The following is a 15,004-nucleotide window of genomic DNA, read 5'->3' as shown; positions in this document are numbered from 1 at the left end:
GGCGGGGGGCGGGCGTCCCCCGGGGGGCGGGCGCCGGGGGGGGGGGGGGTCCCCCCCGGCGCCCGGCACTACCGGTGTCCGCCACGGGCCGAATCAGGGACAATAGCCGACCGTCGCCCCCACGCCTGCCGCCCTCGATGAGCTCACCGACCCCCGACACCGCTTCTTCCGCCCGCATTCTCGACGGCCGCCGCATCGCCGAAGACCTGCTGGACAGCCTCAAGGTCCGGGTCGATGCCCGCCTGGCTGCCGGTGGCAGCCGTCCGGGCCTGGCCGTGGTGCTGGTCGGTGGCGACCCGGCCTCGACCGTGTACGTGCGCAACAAGCGCCGTGCGGCGGAGAAAGTGGGTATCGAAGCTTTCGATTACGATCTGCCGGCCGGGACCACCGAGGCCGAGTTGCTGACGTTGATCGATCAGCTCAACGCCGATCCGAAGATTCACGGCATCCTGGTCCAGCTGCCGCTGCCGGGCATTCCAGATGCCAACCGCCTGATCCACCGCATCGACCCGCGCAAGGACGTGGACGGCTTCCACCCGGAAAACGTCGGCCATCTGGCCCTGCGTGAGTTCGGTCTGCGCCCGTGCACCCCGCGCGGCATCGTGACCCTGCTGGGCCACACCGATCAGCCGGTGCGCGGTCGCAATGCCACCATCGTTGGCGTCAGCAACCACGTTGGCCGCCCGATGGGCCTGGAGCTGCTGATCGCCGGCTGCACCGTGACCAGCTGCCACAAGTTCACCCCCAAGGACGTGCTGGAGCAGTCGGTGCGCAACGCCGACATCCTGGTGGTCGCCGTGGGTCGCCCGGGCATCGTACCGGGGGAGTGGGTCAAGCCCGGCGCCGTGGTGATCGACGTGGGCATCAACCGCCTGGATGACGGCCGTCTGGTCGGCGATGTCGGCTTCGAGGCCGCCGCCCAGCGTGCCAGTTGGATCACCCCGGTCCCGGGCGGGGTAGGGCCGATGACCGTGGCCACGTTGATGCAGAACACCATCGAGGCAGCCGAGGCGTTTTGACCCGGGTAGTGCCGGCCGCTGGTCGGCAGCCCGTAAAGCTGCCCTGTAGTGCCGGCCGCTGGCCGGCAACCCCGTAGCGCCGCCGAAGGGTCATGAGGAGCCGGCCAGCGGCCGGCACTACCGCGGGTTGGCTTTGGCGGATTCATCGGTCGCCTTCCACCGTCCTGAACCGGTCTTTGCCCACGCGACACAGCGTCGCATCCGCCCCCTGCCAAAGACGCCCGAATCAGGGTAAAATGTCGCGCTTCCCCACATCTCGGGTATGCCGATGCTGCGCATCCAGGCTGAAGCTCTCACCTACGACGACGTCTCCCTCGTCCCCGCTCATTCCATCATCCTGCCCAAGGATGTCAGTCTGGAAACGCGCCTGACGCGCGACCTGCGGCTGAAGCTTCCGATCCTTTCGGCTGCCATGGATACCGTCACCGAAGCCCGCCTGGCCATCGCCATGGCCCAGCTCGGCGGCATGGGCATCATCCACAAGAATCTGAGCGTCGAGCAGCAGGCTGCCGAAGTCGCCAAGGTCAAGAAGTTCGAGGCCGGCGTCATCCGCGACCCGATCACCGTCGGCCCGGAAACCACCATCCGCGACGTGCTGGCCCTGACCCAGGCGCGCAACATCTCCGGCGTGCCGGTAGTGGACGGCGGCGGCCAGCTGGTCGGCATCGTCACCCACCGTGACATGCGCTTTGAGACCGAGCTGGACGATCCGGTCCGCCACATCATGACCAAGAAAGATCGCCTGATCACGGTCAAGGAAGGCGCGGCCTCCGATGAAGTGCTGCAGCTGCTGCACCGCAACCGCATCGAGAAGATCCTGGTCGTCAACGATGAGTTCGCCCTGCGCGGCCTGATCACCGTCAAGGACATCCAGAAGAACACCGATTACCCGAACGCCGCCAAGGACACCGCCACCCGCCTGCTGGTCGGCGCGGCCGTCGGCGTCGGTGGTGATACCGACCGTCGGGTCGAGGCGCTGGTCGCCGCCGGGGTGGACGTGCTGGTGGTGGACACCGCGCACGGCCACTCGCAGGGTGTGCTGGACCGCGTCAGCTGGGTCAAGAAGCACTTCCCGCAGGTGCAGGTCGTCGGTGGCAACATCTGCACCGGTGAAGCCGCACTGGCGCTGCTGGACAGCGGCGCGGACGCGGTCAAGGTCGGCATCGGCCCGGGCTCGATCTGCACCACGCGCGTCGTCGCCGGTGTCGGCGTGCCGCAGATCACCGCGATCGACCTGGTCGCCGAGGCGCTGCAGGACCGCATCCCGCTGATCGCCGACGGTGGCATCCGTTACTCCGGCGACATCGGCAAGGCGCTGGCCGCCGGTGCCTCCACCATCATGATCGGTGGCCTGCTGGCCGGCACCGAGGAATCGCCCGGCGAGACCGAGCTGTTCCAGGGCCGCTCCTACAAGAGCTACCGCGGCATGGGCTCGCTGGCCGCGATGGAGAAGGGGTCCAAGGACCGCTACTTCCAGGACGCCTCCAGCGCCGACAAGCTGGTGCCCGAAGGCATTGAAGGCCGCGTACCTTATCGCGGCCCGGTCGGCGGCATCATCCACCAGCTGATGGGCGGCCTGCGCGCCACCATGGGCTACGTGGGCTGCGGCACCGTCGAAGACATGCGCAGCAAGCCGAAGTTCGTCAAGATCAGCGGCGCCGGCCAACGTGAGAGCCACGTCCACGACGTGCAGATCACCAAAGAGCCGCCGAACTACCGCGCCTGATGCGGCATGAGCAAAGAGGAACGAGGAAGCTGATTCCCGTTCCTCTTTCTCTATCGGCCGCCGGTAACGACGCTGTGTTTCCCGTATTTACTCCTGCATTGCCCGGGCACCATGACCAACATCCATAACGACAAGATCCTCATCCTCGATTTCGGCGCCCAGTACACCCAGCTGATCGCGCGCCGCATCCGCGAGCTCGGCGTGTACTGCGAGATCTGGGCATGGGACCACAACCCGGCCGACATCGCCGCGTTCGGCGCCAAGGGCATCATCCTGTCCGGTGGCCCGGAATCGACCACGCTGCCGGACGCGCCTGCCGCACCGCAGGAAGTGTTCGACAGCGGCCTGCCGATCTTCGGCATCTGCTACGGCATGCAGACCCTGGCCGCCCAGCTCGGTGGCGCCACCGAAGCGGCCGACCAGCGTGAGTTCGGCCATGCCGAAGTCAACGTCGTCGCCCCGGATGCGCTGTTCAAGGGCCTGAGCGACCACGGTGGCGAGCCGAAGTTGAACGTCTGGATGAGCCACGGCGACCACGTCTCCGTCGCGCCCCCGGGCTTCACTGTCACCGCCGTGACCGATCGCATCCCGGTGGCCGCGATGGCCAACGAAGAGAAGCGCTGGTACGGCGTGCAGTTCCACCCGGAAGTGACCCACACGCTGCAGGGCCAGGCGCTGCTGCGCCGCTTCGTGGTGGACGTGTGCGGCTGCGAGACCCTGTGGACCGCCGCCAACATCATCGACGACCAGATCGCCCGCGTGCGCGAACTGGTGGGCGATGACGAAGTGATCCTGGGGCTGTCCGGCGGCGTCGATTCGTCCGTCGTGGCCGCGCTGCTGCACAAGGCGATCGGCGACAAGCTGACCTGCGTGTTCGTCGACACCGGCCTGCTGCGCTGGCAGGAAGGCGACCAGGTGATGGCGATGTTCGCCGAGCATATGGGCGTCAAGGTGATCCGCGTGAATGCCGCGGACCGCTATTTCAGCAAGCTCGAAGGCGTGAGCGATCCGGAAGCCAAGCGCAAGATCATCGGCAACCTGTTCGTTGACATCTTCGATGAAGAATCCACCAAGCTGAAGAACGCCAAGTGGCTGGCGCAGGGCACCATCTACCCCGACGTGATCGAGTCGGCCGGCAGCAAGACCGGCAAGGCCCACGTGATCAAGAGCCACCACAACGTCGGCGGCCTGCCCGAGCACATGAAGCTGGGCCTGGTCGAGCCGCTGCGTGAGCTGTTCAAGGACGAAGTGCGTCGCCTCGGCGTCGAGCTCGGCCTGCCGCGCAGCATGGTCTACCGTCATCCGTTCCCGGGCCCGGGCCTGGGCGTTCGCATCCTCGGCGAAGTGAAGCGTGAGTACGCCGAACTGCTGGCCAAGGCCGATGCGATCTTCATCGACGAACTGCGCAAGGCCGATCTGTACGACAAGACCAGCCAGGCGTTTGCCGTGTTCCTGCCGGTGAAGTCGGTGGGCGTGGTGGGCGACGCGCGTGCGTATGAGTGGGTGATCGCGCTGCGTGCGGTGGAGACGATTGACTTCATGACCGCGCATTGGGCGCATCTGCCGTATGACTTCCTGGGTACGGTGAGTAATCGGATCATCAATGAGCTGCGGGGGGTGTCGCGGGTTGTTTATGACATCTCGGGAAAGCCGCCGGCGACGATCGAGTGGGAATGAGTTGAAAGAACGAGGGCGCCGAAAGGCGCCCTTGTTGTTTGTGGTGTCCGCTAGCGCTAGCCCGGTGGTACGCTGGCTTGTTAGCCCGACCCAGCCGCCCTAACATCGAGCTGTATCCGGGGGAGCCACCATGCGGTGCTTTGTGGATACGTCGTATAACCGGATCCACGGGTCCGACTAATAGATAGTTGGGGCGCACACCAATGGTCACTCGGTCCATGAATGAAGTCCGTAGCGAGTACACCTCCTCGATGGGACAAGAGCTTGGGGCCAGCTTCTATGAGCTGTACCGAAAGCTCGTAGAACTTCACGTTCTTTGGCAACAGTACCGCCAGCTTTTCGGCGGCGACCCCGACACGGTCCACCTGCTTAACCGGACCTCTGGCCTGTTCTTCAAAATCGTTCAAGACGAGCTGTGGGACAGTGTTCTATTGGGTGTCTCTCGGATGACGGACCCGCCGACGACAGGGAAGAAGAAGAATCTTACGATCCAGTCTCTGCTTCCGCTAATCTCCAATACAGAGCTGCAGGGCGAGGTGCAGAATCTCTGTGACAAGGCATTAGTTGCAGCGGAGTTCGCCCGCGAGCATCGAAATAAGCGCATCGCTCATCAGGATCACGACTACCTCAGTGATCGCAATTCCGATCCTCTGAGCGGCATTAGCAGGGCATTGGTAGAGGAGATGCTTGCTGCACTAAGAGCCGTCTTGAATCGATTGGATCTGCATTTTCGAGAAAGCACTGTCATGTATGAAGATTTCGTGGACGAGAGTGGAGCAAGGCTCTTGGTCCATAAGCTGAGAAAGCTGGAGCGACTTCAGGGGGCGGCCACAAGTGCGCGCTAACAACTTATTCAAGCCGCCGCCGCTTCGCGGCGCGGCTTAATTCAGGTGTTGATCAATGTCCGCTTCTGGCCGAAAGCGGACACTGGGCCAGCTTCCGGCCCAAGCGATGCTAACGTCCACTTTCGACACTCAGGCGGACTCCGCAGGAGGGCTCGCTCCCACCCTTTGGAGGGGGGGGGCAGTTATGCATGTGCTTGATAGCCGGACGCACCGGACATAAGATCGAGTGGTAACAGGGGCATAGCCTGCCACAAGGTGCGCTGTGAATAAGTCATATGACCGGACCCTAGGATCCGGCTATCAGGTAGTCAGGCCCATGGCAGTAACTAAGCCTCCCACTGAAGAAGAGCTAGTCGCGCATAGGCGAGGCAAGTGGTCTGTAGCCGGAGTGCCGCATCGCGGCTGGACTTGCGTAGATATTGAGGATCTGGGAAAGCCGCAGATCGATTGCAAGATGTGCGAGTCGCAGACTATTCGCTACGTCCATCACATGGAGCACCCAGATTACCCGAACGTTCTCGAGGTTGGGTGTGTATGTGCCGGTCACATGGAGGGCGATGTAGCGGCCTCACGTGCCCGTGAAGCCTCTATGAAAAGCCGCGCAGAAAAGCGCAAGCGTTGGACGTCGCGTGCTTGGAAAGTTTCGGAAAAGGGCAATCCGCATATCACTTCGGATGGATTCCGCATTACCGTTTACCCGCGTGGCGAAGATTGGGCCTGTACCTTGGCGGCACTGGATAACTCAACTGTCCTACACGCCCGCCGCAACTACAAGTCTCAAGCTGAGGCGAAGCTTGCTGCCTTCGATCACATCACCCGTCTTCAATCAAAAGTTGGGGCATGACAGTTTATTCAAATTGAATCGCCCAAGGTTTTGTGCACTGTGGTTGCTAGCGTAGGCGGCCAGTTGTGGCCGAAAGCGGCAGTCGTCTCGCTATGGCAGCATCCGACCCGAAGCGGACCTTCGCCGGCCTGCGATAGAGACATCCATGTCGATTGGCGCAGGCCGGGAGATCTCTAACCGAGCTGAAAACAGCATATAGCTGGCTTCCGTCTTTGCAACTTGTTGACCTAGTTCAGGCGCCCTAAGATCAAGCCGAATTAAGGGGATGTGACCGGCCAAGGCCCTCTGTGGATAAGTCGTATGACTGGACCCCGGGGTCCGTCTATTAGGCAGTTAGACCATAGGTGTTTGGTCGCAGGGGTGCGACTATGGCTTTTAGCAAGGGCGTTGCAATGGGCAGGTCGTGTGCGGCCTCGTATCGTCCAGGCCATCGGGCAAGCGGTGGGTCGTGCAGGGGGTTGGCCGTGCGCATGGCAGGCATGCAGGCCTTCTCGGCTGTCGTTCTGCTGGCACCTCGGCCTAACAATTCATTCAAGCCGAACCGGCTTCGCCCGGTCGGCTTAACTCAGGCGTCTGGCCTCATGGGAAGAATCACGATGATCGATCGATTCAAGAAGCTGTGGCCTGTTTCACTTTTCATTCTCTGCTCGGCTGTTGCAGGAGGCACTTGGCTACTTGCACAGAATGTAATGGTCGCACCAAGAGACTTCGAGATATCGCGCCTTGAGAAGGCTTTGCAAGATGCACAAGCCAGGCCGACATCCCAAGCACCGTCTCCCGTGGTCATCCCTGAGACAGGCGTACGGGCGGGCAACTCCGTAACGAGTTCGGATGGGCACGTCATCATCCACATTGCCAGTGTTCTAGACGACTCTGCAGCGCTTTCTGTCACCCTAGGCTCAGAAACGCAATCCTTCAAGAAGGTGCGGGTAGGACAAAGGCTTACCGTGGCTGGCCTCTCTGGCACCTATTACGTAGATTTGTTGGGAACACGTGGAAATATGGTGGACCTTACCGTCAGTAAAGGCGGATGAGGCCTAACAATTCATTCAAGCCGACCCCGCTTCGCGGGTCGGGTCAACTCAGGCGTTGATGTCCGCTTCTGGCCGAAAGCGGACATCAGGTCCACCTAGGCGACCGGTCTGGTGCTAACGTTCTCATTCGACCCATAACTGTCGGTCGCGACAGGCACAAATCGGACAAGAGCAGTCTTCATAGTCAGGATAGATGCGCCCAGCATGCAGGGATCGGGAATATTCCCGAGCAGTTTTTTCATCGTTGACAGGAAGCGAGCAAGGTCGGTGTAGCAGGCCGCTCTTGGATCGCCTATGCTTCTCTTCGTCAATAGAGATGGCGCAAAGCCACTTAGCACTCAGGAGTCAGTTTATGATCACGGAATTGAGCATAGATGGCGTCACGAGTTACAAATGCAAGTCTACTCTCTCGCCCACGAACAAGACGTCTCTAATCTATGGGCTAAATGGGGCAGGTAAGAGCACCATCTCCCAGTTTTTGTACAATCATACCGAGCCTCGGTTTGATAAATGCAGTCTGAAAACCAGTCAGCCATGTGAAATCTTGGTGTACAACCAAAGCTTCCTCAACGACTACTTTTACGAAGAGGATAATTTAAGAGGGATTTTCACCCTCTCCAAAGAGAACAAGGTGGCGCTCCAGCAAATTGAAGCCGAGACGAAAGAGCTAGAGAAGTATCTGACCGCCCAGCAAGAGAATTCAAAGCGGGCCAGTGAGAACACGGCCAAGCTCGATCAAGAAAAGACAAAGGCAAGCGGAAAGGTCTGGGAGATCAAGACGAAATTCACAGGTGGGGATCGCGTTCTGGAGTTTTGCCTGGAAAGCCTCAAAAGAACAGAACTTCTCTTCCACTATATTATTGGGTTGCCTCTTTCGGAAGATGCACCTAGCTACACCATAGATGACCTGAAGTCTGAGGCGTCGTCCATTGAAGGCGAGGGTGCAGCTACATACACGAGAATTCCAACCCTTTCGGCTGGCTGGCTGACCATTGAAGCGGATTCCATCTGGTCGAAAATCATTGTCGGCAGCCAAGAAGGTTCAGTTGCAGAGTTTATTGCTAAAACGCGCAACTCTGACTGGGTGAAGCAAGGGCTCCAATACATTTCAGATGATAAGGATCCTCAGGCCTGTCCTTTCTGTCAGAAAGAAACGATCACTAAAAATATCATCTATTCCATCCGCCAAGTCTTCGACGAAGACTATGAGCAAGATGTTAAGAAATTGGAGTCATTCAAGATCCGCTATGAGGCACTAACCTCCGGCATGACTCTCCAAGATATTTCAAACTCCCCGCTTGCCAGCAAAAAACTTGTGGAGGCTTGGAACATAGCCAGTGAGGCTTTGAAAGCGTCAGTCCGCGAAAACATTCTGCATATTGGCAACAAGATCAAAAGCCCAAGCACGCAAGTTGTCCTCACCGATACCCAGTCCGCCGTCGATGTGATCAATGATTTGATCGCCGATCTGAATGTGCTGATTGAGACACATAACGACAGGATGGCGAACAAGAAAAAGACTCGGGATGACATAAGGTCGCGCTTTTGGGCGTTGATGCGCTGGGATTATGATCAGACGATTTCTGCCTACTCGCAATTAACTTTAGATCTCAAGGGTGAGGCCAGCAAAATAAGCCAAGAAGCCACCAGAATCGGCGCTGATGTCACAGCCTCTAACGGCAAGCTTGCTGCTCTCAGAAAGCAAACGGTCAACATCGAAGAGTCAATTGAAAATATAAACGCTGGGCTGGTGGAAATTGGCATCGATGGATTTTCTGTGGTGCCATACGGTGAGAATTTCTATCGGATATCCAGGGCTGCCGATCAAGCGAATGCATTTCACTCGCTGAGCGAGGGGGAGAAAACCGTTATTAGTTTTCTATACTTCATGGAGCTATGCAAAGGGCAGAAAACGGCCGCTGCGGTGCCTCAGCCGAAAGTGGTTGTGATTGATGATCCCATTTCCAGCCTTTCTCACCTCTACGTGTTCAACATTGGTCAGCTAATAAAGAAATATTTCATTAACGATAAAATGTACGCGCAGGTGTTTGTTCTCACCCATAGCCTGTATTTCTTCTACGAGCTGACGCACACTAGTAGTGAGAAGCGCGCGGAGACACAGCACCTATTCAGGGTGTTCAAAAATACAAATGGAAGCGCTGTAATTCCAATGAAGTATGAGGAGATCCAGAATGACTACCAGTCCTATTGGTCAATCATAAAGGACCAGGCATCACCGCCTGCGCTGATTGCTAACTGCATGCGGAACATTGTCGAATATTTCTTCAATTTTGTTCAAAAGAAAGATTTCAATAACGTTTTCCAGAAGCCAGCCCTGTCAGGTGATAAGTTCACGGCGTTCTACAGGTACATGAATCGAGAGTCACACTCCTTGGGTCAAAACATTTTTGACATAAAGGAATTTGATCATAATGTATTCAAAGAAGGCCTTAGGTTAATTTTTGAAGAGTGTGGGTATGCGGAGCACTACCGGGCTATGAGTAAGTAAAGTCGGCATGGGGCGGGCATTCGTAATGTGGCGAGTGCGCCGTCTCTTCGACTATTCGCCCAATCCTCTCGTCGCAAGGGTGGTGCGGCTCGAAATGCGTCAGGTAAAACCTGTGTAACGAGAAGAGGGGTGGATTAATTTTCCATTTCACCCATTTTCAGTCCCCGGCTGGAGCCATTATTTAGATGCAGATACGAGGTGCGTCCACAGCCTTCCGTTAACGTGACCTCCTCCCCGCGTTATGCCCGAGCAGAGGTGGAAAGTTCGGCGTTGGGTGGGGACGTGAATTGGGCGGCAAACTCGGCTGGTGGATCATCGCCGATTGATGAGTGCGTCCGGAAATTACTTTAATCGACCCTCCAGCTTTCGATCTTCTGGCGGGCGTCATCGAGCGACAGGAACCAGTGCGTGGTGAGACACTCGTCCCGCAAGCTGCCATCGAACGACTCGATGAAGGGGTTGTCTGTCGGTGTGCCAGGTCGGTAGTAGTCCATGGTCACCCCATTGGCGTAGGCTCAGCGATCCATCACGATCGAGACGAATTCGCTGCCGTTGTCTGTCTGGATGCGTTGCGGCAGCTCGCACTGATGGCGTAGGCGTTCCATCATGGCAACCACGTCTTCGCCCTTGAGGTGCTGATTCACTTCGATGGCTAGACTTTCCTTGGTGAAGTTGTCCACAAAGGTCAGCGCCCGGAAGCGGCGTCCGTCGAATAGCGCGTCGGCCACAAAATCCATGCTCCAAACCTGATTTGGAGCCGTCAGCATCGTGCGCTCCACGCGGTGTGCTGCGGCCTTGCGTCTGCGAGGAAGCTTACTCCGCAGATTGAGGCCCGCTTGGCAGTAAAGCCGTTAGACGCGCTTGTTGTTGGCCTTCCGGCGTTCCCGACGCAACAGCACGAATATTCTCCAGAAATCGTAGCGAACCCGCGTGGCAGCAACCTCTTCGATCCGCAGAAGTAGTGGCGCATCATCATTCTCACGGGGTTGGTAATACCACGCCGAACAGCTTTGCTTTAAGACCTCGCAAGCCCGGCGAACCCCAACTCGATAACGGTTGACCAAGTGGCCGACGAGCGTCTTACGCTGCGTGGGTGTCAGAGCTTTTTTGAGAGCACATCCTGCAGCATGACTTTGTCCAGGCTCAAATCGGCGACCAATTGCTTGAGCTTGCGGTTCTCTTCTTCAAGCTGACGTAGCCGGCGTAGTTCGGAGACGCCTAACCCGCCGAACTTTTTGCGCCAAGCGTAGAACGTAGCTTGGCTGATACCCATTTTTGGTGCAAATCTCTTCGACAGTCGTGCCGCTCTCGGCTTGTTTCAGGGCGAACGCGATCTGCTCTTCAGTGAACTTCGACTTCTTCATGGCGACGGGCGTCCTTGGGCCTGGGTGTCGCCGAATTTTCTAGTTCTGGCTGGTTTAAATTATTGGGAGGAGGTCAATCGCGCCAGGTGGCACAGGTCGGTGCCGCGCGCGCCGCAGCGCTCACCCCAAAAACGAACGGCCCGCAAAGCGGGCCGTTCGTCATCCATCAAACCCGCACACCCTCAGATATGCAACGCATGCCCCAACGCACGCAGTGCCGCTTCCTGCACCGCCTCACCCAGCGTCGGGTGCGGGTGAATCGTCCCGGCGATATCCTCCAGCGTGGCACCCATCTCGATCGACTGCACGAAGGCGATCGACAGTTCCGAGACCTGCACGCCCACGGCCTGCCAGCCGAGGATGCGGTGGTCGCTGCCGCGTGCGACAACGCGCACGAAGCCATCGGTGGATTCCAGCGACATCGCACGGCCATTGGCCGCGAACGGGAACAGCGCGACCTTGGTCTCGATGCCCTGTGCCTTGGCTTCGTCCGGCGACAGCCCGACCACCACGATTTCCGGGTCGGTGAAGCACACCGCCGGAATCGCGGCCGGCACGAAGTGGCGCTTCTTGCCGCTGACGATCTCGGCCACCAGTTCGCCCTGCGCCATCGCCCGGTGCGCGAGCATCGGCTCACCGGCGACATCGCCGATCGCCCACACGTTGCGCATCGAGGTCTTGCACTGGTCGTCGATCTTGATCGCCTTGCCGGCCAGATCCAGCTGCAGCGATTCCAGATTGAAACCGTCGGTCTTCGGGCGACGGCCGACGGCGACCAGGATCTGGTCGGCGTCCAGCGCGATTTCGTTACCGTCCTTGTCGCGCACGCGCAGCTGGCCGTTGTCGGCCAGGCCAAGCACGCTGTGGCCGGTCAGCAGCTTCACGCCGGACTTCTCCAGGTGCGTGGCCACCGGCTTGGTCAGTTCGGCGTCGTAGGCCGGCAGGATGCGTTCCTGGGCCTCCACCACCGTCACTTCGCAGCCGAGCTTGCGGTACACCGTGCCCAGCTCCAGGCCGATGTAGCCGCCACCGACGACGATCAGCTGCTTGGGCAGCGAGGTCGGCGAGAGGGCTTCGGTGGAGGAGATGACCTTGCCGCCGAACGGCAGGAACGGCAGTTCGACCGGCACCGAACCGGTGGCCAGCAGCAGGTGCTCGCAGGTGATGCGCAGCGTGCCGCCGTCTTCCGCCGCACCGGCGATCTCGACGGTCTTGCCGTCGACGATGGTGGCCCAGCCCTTGATCAGCTGCGCGCCGTTCTTCTTCAGCAGTGCACTGACGCCACCGGTCAGCTTCTTGACGATGCCGGCCTTCCACGCGACGGTCTTGGCCAGATCCAGCGAGGGGGCCTGCACGCTGATGCCCAGCGGCGAGGTGCCCGCCGCATAGGCGGTGACCTTGGCGAATTCCTCGGCGGCATGGATCAGCGCCTTGGACGGAATGCAGCCGATGTTGAGGCAGGTGCCACCCGGATTGACGCCCTCGACCACGATGGTCTTGACGCCGAGCTGGCCGGCGCGGATGCCGGCGATGTAACCGCCGGGACCGCCGCCGATGATCAGCAACTGGGTTTGAAGGGTATTGGACATCGCTTACTCCACGAACAGCAGGGCCGGGGTTTCCAGGCGTGTACGGATCGCCTGCACGAACTCGGCCGCATCCATGCCATCGACAATGCGATGGTCGAACGAAGACGACAGATTCATCAGCTTGCGCGCCACCACCTGGCCCTCGCGGAACATCGGGCGTTCGATGATGCGGTTCACGCCGACGATCGCCACTTCCGGATGATTGATGATTGGCGTGGAGACCACGCCGCCAACGGCACCGAGGCTGCTGATGGTGATGGTCGAGCCGGACAGTTCCTCACGGGTGGCCTTGCCCACGCGCACGGCGTTGGCCAGGCGCGCGATTTCGGTGGCGGTCTGCCACAGGTCCAGCGACTCGGCATGCGCGACCACCGGCACCGACAGGCCGACCTCGCTCTGGGTCGCGATGCCCAGCTGCACGCCTTCATAGCGGGTCACGATGTTGGCCTGGTCATCATACCGGGCGTTCATCTGCGGGAAGTCGCGTGCGGCCAGCACCACGGCGCGTGCCAGCAGCGGCAGCAGGGTCAGCTTGCCGCGCTCCTTGGCCCAGCGCTCGTTGAGCTTGGCGCGCAGGGCCTCCACTTCCGTGACGTCGATTTCTTCCACATAGGTGATGTGCGGAATGGTCGTCCAGGACTGCTGCATCTTCTGCGCGATCTTGCGGCGCAGGCCGATGATCGGCACCTGCTGCTCGCCGGTACGGCGCGCGTAGCTGCTGCCGCCGGCACTGCCACCGACCGGCTGCGCCTTGCCACCGGCGGCGGCGTAGGCATCCAGATCGGCCTGCAGGATGCGGCCGCCCGGGCCGGTGGCCGGCACATAGCGCAGCTCGATGCCCAGGTCCCAGGCGCGGCGACGCACGGCCGGCGAGGCCAGCGGGGCTTCACCGGCGTTGAGTACGCCATTGGTGACCGCGCCACGCGCGTCCTGCTTGGCGGCGCAGGCGGGGGCGGAGGCAGCGGCGACCTTGGCGGGCGCCGCGGCTGGTGCAGCCTCGGCGGCGGCCGCAGGTACAGCAGCAGGCGCAGCCGCCTTGGGCGCAGCCACCGGTTCGGCCGGCACGACAGCGGCCGGGGCACTGGCGGCGCTGGCATTGCCGGCGCCTTCCACTTCCAGGCGGATCAGCTCGCTGCCGACGGCCATCATCTGGCCGGGCGTGCCGCCCAGCGAGACCACGGTGCCTGACACGGGCGAGGGGATCTCGACCATGGCCTTGTCGGTCATGACCTCGGCCACGACCTGGTCTTCGGCGACTGGGCCACCGACCTCGACCTTCCAGGTGATCAGTTCGACTTCGGCGATACCTTCACCGATGTCCGGCATCTTGATGACGTGATGTCCCATGGTTCAGTCCTCCAGCACGCGCTGCATTGCATCGATGACCCGGGACGGACCCGGGAAGTAATCCCATTCCTGCGCGTGCGGATACGGGGTGTCCCAGCCGGTAACGCGTTCCACCGGTGCCTGCAGGTGGTAGAAGCAGTGCTCCTGCACCAGCGCGACCAGTTCGGCGCCGAAGCCGCAGGTGCGGGTGGCTTCGTGCAGCACGATGCAGCGGCCGGTCTTCTTGACCGAGTTGACGATGGCCTCCAGATCCAGCGGCCACAGGCTGCGCAGGTCGATCACTTCGGCATCGATCCCGGCATCTTCAGCGGCGGCCTTGGCCACCCACACGGTGGTGCCGTAGGTGATGATCGTCAGTGCCTTGCCTTCGCGGGCGATGGCGGCCTTGTCCAGCGGCACGTTGTAGTAGCCCTCCGGCACCAGGTTGTCCGGGTACTTGGACCACGCGGTGACCGGGCGGTCGTGGTGACCGTCGAACGGGCCGTTGTACAGGCGCTTGGGCTCCAGGAAGATCACCGGATCGTCGTTCTCGATCGAGGCGATCAGCAGGCCCTTGGCGTCGTACGGGTTGGACGGCATGACCGTGCGCAGGCCGGTGGCGTGCGCGAAGATCGCCTCCGGGCTCTGGCTGTGGGTCTGGCCGCCGTAGATGCCACCGCCGCACGGGGTGCGGAACACCAGCGAGGAGGTGAAGCTGCCGCCGGAGCGATAGCGCATGCGCGCCGCTTCGGACACGATCTGGTCGTAGGCCGGGTAGATGTAATCGGCGAACTGGATCTCGGCGACCGGGCGCAGGCCGTAAGCAGCCATGCCGATCGCCGCGCCGGCGATGCCGTTCTCGGAAATCGGCGCATCGAACACGCGCTGCTTGCCGTACTTGGTCTGCAGGCCGTCGGTGCAGCGGAACACGCCGCCGAAGTAGCCCACGTCCTGGCCGAAGACCACCACGTTGTCGTCGCGTTCCAGCATCACGTCCATCGCCGAGCGCAGCGCCTGGATCATGGTCATCGGCGTGCCGCCGGTGTTGTTCTGTTCAATCCCGCTCATGTG

10 protein-coding genes and 1 pseudogene are annotated in these 15,004 nt (G+C 60.7%); 7 read left to right on the top strand and 4 right to left on the bottom strand.

The annotated features are described in order from the left end of the window. Positions 1–137 precede the first annotated feature (137 nt). The 7 genes from folD to ABE463_RS12915 all read left to right on the top strand — a co-directional run bounded on the left by folD (position 138) and on the right by ABE463_RS12915 (position 9,654). Positions 138–1,019 carry a bifunctional methylenetetrahydrofolate dehydrogenase/methenyltetrahydrofolate cyclohydrolase FolD gene (folD, locus tag ABE463_RS12945; RefSeq protein WP_346468445.1) on the top strand — a complete coding sequence of 294 codons (882 nt, stop codon included), beginning with the start codon at positions 138–140 and terminating at the stop codon, positions 1,017–1,019. A 268-nt stretch (positions 1,020–1,287) separates the two neighbouring features. After that, positions 1,288–2,745, top strand: coding sequence for an IMP dehydrogenase (gene guaB, locus ABE463_RS12940; protein WP_123729717.1), 1,458 nt, complete (start codon positions 1,288–1,290; stop codon positions 2,743–2,745). A gap of 111 nt (positions 2,746–2,856) precedes the next feature. Then, on the top strand, positions 2,857–4,422 hold the full coding sequence (gene guaA, locus ABE463_RS12935) for a glutamine-hydrolyzing GMP synthase (protein WP_346468444.1): 1,566 nt from the start codon (positions 2,857–2,859) through the stop codon (positions 4,420–4,422). Between the two features lie 203 nt (positions 4,423–4,625). Further along, positions 4,626–5,267, top strand: a complete 642-nt coding sequence (locus tag ABE463_RS12930) for a hypothetical protein (RefSeq protein WP_346468443.1) — start codon at positions 4,626–4,628, stop codon at positions 5,265–5,267. Between the two features lie 589 nt (positions 5,268–5,856). Further along, a complete protein-coding gene (locus ABE463_RS12925) occupies positions 5,857–6,111 on the top strand; it encodes a hypothetical protein (RefSeq protein WP_346468442.1) in 255 nt (84 codons plus the stop codon). Between the two features lie 596 nt (positions 6,112–6,707). Beyond that, complete coding sequence (locus ABE463_RS12920; RefSeq protein ID WP_346468441.1) at positions 6,708–7,145, top strand: hypothetical protein; 438 nt, start codon at positions 6,708–6,710, stop codon at positions 7,143–7,145. 193 nt (positions 7,146–7,338) lie between these two features. After that, positions 7,339–9,654, top strand: a complete 2,316-nt coding sequence (locus tag ABE463_RS12915) for an AAA family ATPase (protein WP_346468440.1) — start codon at positions 7,339–7,341, stop codon at positions 9,652–9,654. A gap of 239 nt (positions 9,655–9,893) precedes the next feature. Here the strand turns inward: ABE463_RS12915 and ABE463_RS12910 are convergent. The 4 genes and pseudogenes from ABE463_RS12910 to ABE463_RS12895 all read right to left on the bottom strand — a co-directional run bounded on the left by ABE463_RS12910 (position 9,894) and on the right by ABE463_RS12895 (position 15,001). Then, positions 9,894–11,018, bottom strand: a pseudogene (locus ABE463_RS12910) (IS3 family transposase). Between the two features lie 182 nt (positions 11,019–11,200). After that, positions 11,201–12,607, bottom strand: coding sequence for a dihydrolipoyl dehydrogenase (gene lpdA, locus ABE463_RS12905; RefSeq protein WP_346468439.1), 1,407 nt, complete (start codon positions 12,605–12,607; stop codon positions 11,201–11,203). A gap of 3 nt (positions 12,608–12,610) precedes the next feature. Then, a complete protein-coding gene (locus tag ABE463_RS12900; protein ID WP_346468438.1) occupies positions 12,611–13,954 on the bottom strand; it encodes a dihydrolipoamide acetyltransferase family protein in 1,344 nt (447 codons plus the stop codon). A 3-nt stretch (positions 13,955–13,957) separates the two neighbouring features. Further along, the gene (locus ABE463_RS12895) at positions 13,958–15,001 is read right to left on the bottom strand and encodes an alpha-ketoacid dehydrogenase subunit beta (RefSeq protein WP_123729076.1); all 1,044 of its coding nucleotides are present in this window, start codon (positions 14,999–15,001) and stop codon (positions 13,958–13,960) included. Positions 15,002–15,004: the final 3 nt, after the last annotated feature.

It is taken from the genome of Stenotrophomonas sp. TWI819 (genome assembly GCF_039673075.1).
Taxonomy (GTDB): domain Bacteria; phylum Pseudomonadota; class Gammaproteobacteria; order Xanthomonadales; family Xanthomonadaceae; genus Stenotrophomonas; species Stenotrophomonas rhizophila_B.
The sequence above is the reverse complement of the archived record's forward strand: the minus strand, read 5'-3'. Positions and strand labels throughout refer to the sequence as shown.

Excerpts from the sequence above, each read along its gene's own strand:
- ABE463_RS12925 (WP_346468442.1), top strand. The coding sequence starts at position 5,857 with ATGAAAAGCCGCGCAGAAAAGCGCAAGCGTTGGACGTCGCGTGCTTGG.
- lpdA (WP_346468439.1), bottom strand. The coding sequence starts at position 12,607 with ATGTCCAATACCCTTCAAACCCAGTTGCTGATCATCGGCGGCGGTCCC.
- folD (WP_346468445.1), top strand. The coding sequence starts at position 138 with ATGAGCTCACCGACCCCCGACACCGCTTCTTCCGCCCGCATTCTCGAC.
- ABE463_RS12900 (WP_346468438.1), bottom strand. The coding sequence starts at position 13,954 with ATGGGACATCACGTCATCAAGATGCCGGACATCGGTGAAGGTATCGCC.
- ABE463_RS12915 (WP_346468440.1), top strand. The coding sequence starts at position 7,339 with ATGCGCCCAGCATGCAGGGATCGGGAATATTCCCGAGCAGTTTTTTCA.
- ABE463_RS12895 (WP_123729076.1), bottom strand. The coding sequence starts at position 15,001 with ATGAGCGGGATTGAACAGAACAACACCGGCGGCACGCCGATGACCATG.
- ABE463_RS12920 (WP_346468441.1), top strand. The coding sequence starts at position 6,708 with ATGATCGATCGATTCAAGAAGCTGTGGCCTGTTTCACTTTTCATTCTC.
- ABE463_RS12930 (WP_346468443.1), top strand. The coding sequence starts at position 4,626 with ATGGTCACTCGGTCCATGAATGAAGTCCGTAGCGAGTACACCTCCTCG.
- guaB (WP_123729717.1), top strand. The coding sequence starts at position 1,288 with ATGCTGCGCATCCAGGCTGAAGCTCTCACCTACGACGACGTCTCCCTC.
- guaA (WP_346468444.1), top strand. The coding sequence starts at position 2,857 with ATGACCAACATCCATAACGACAAGATCCTCATCCTCGATTTCGGCGCC.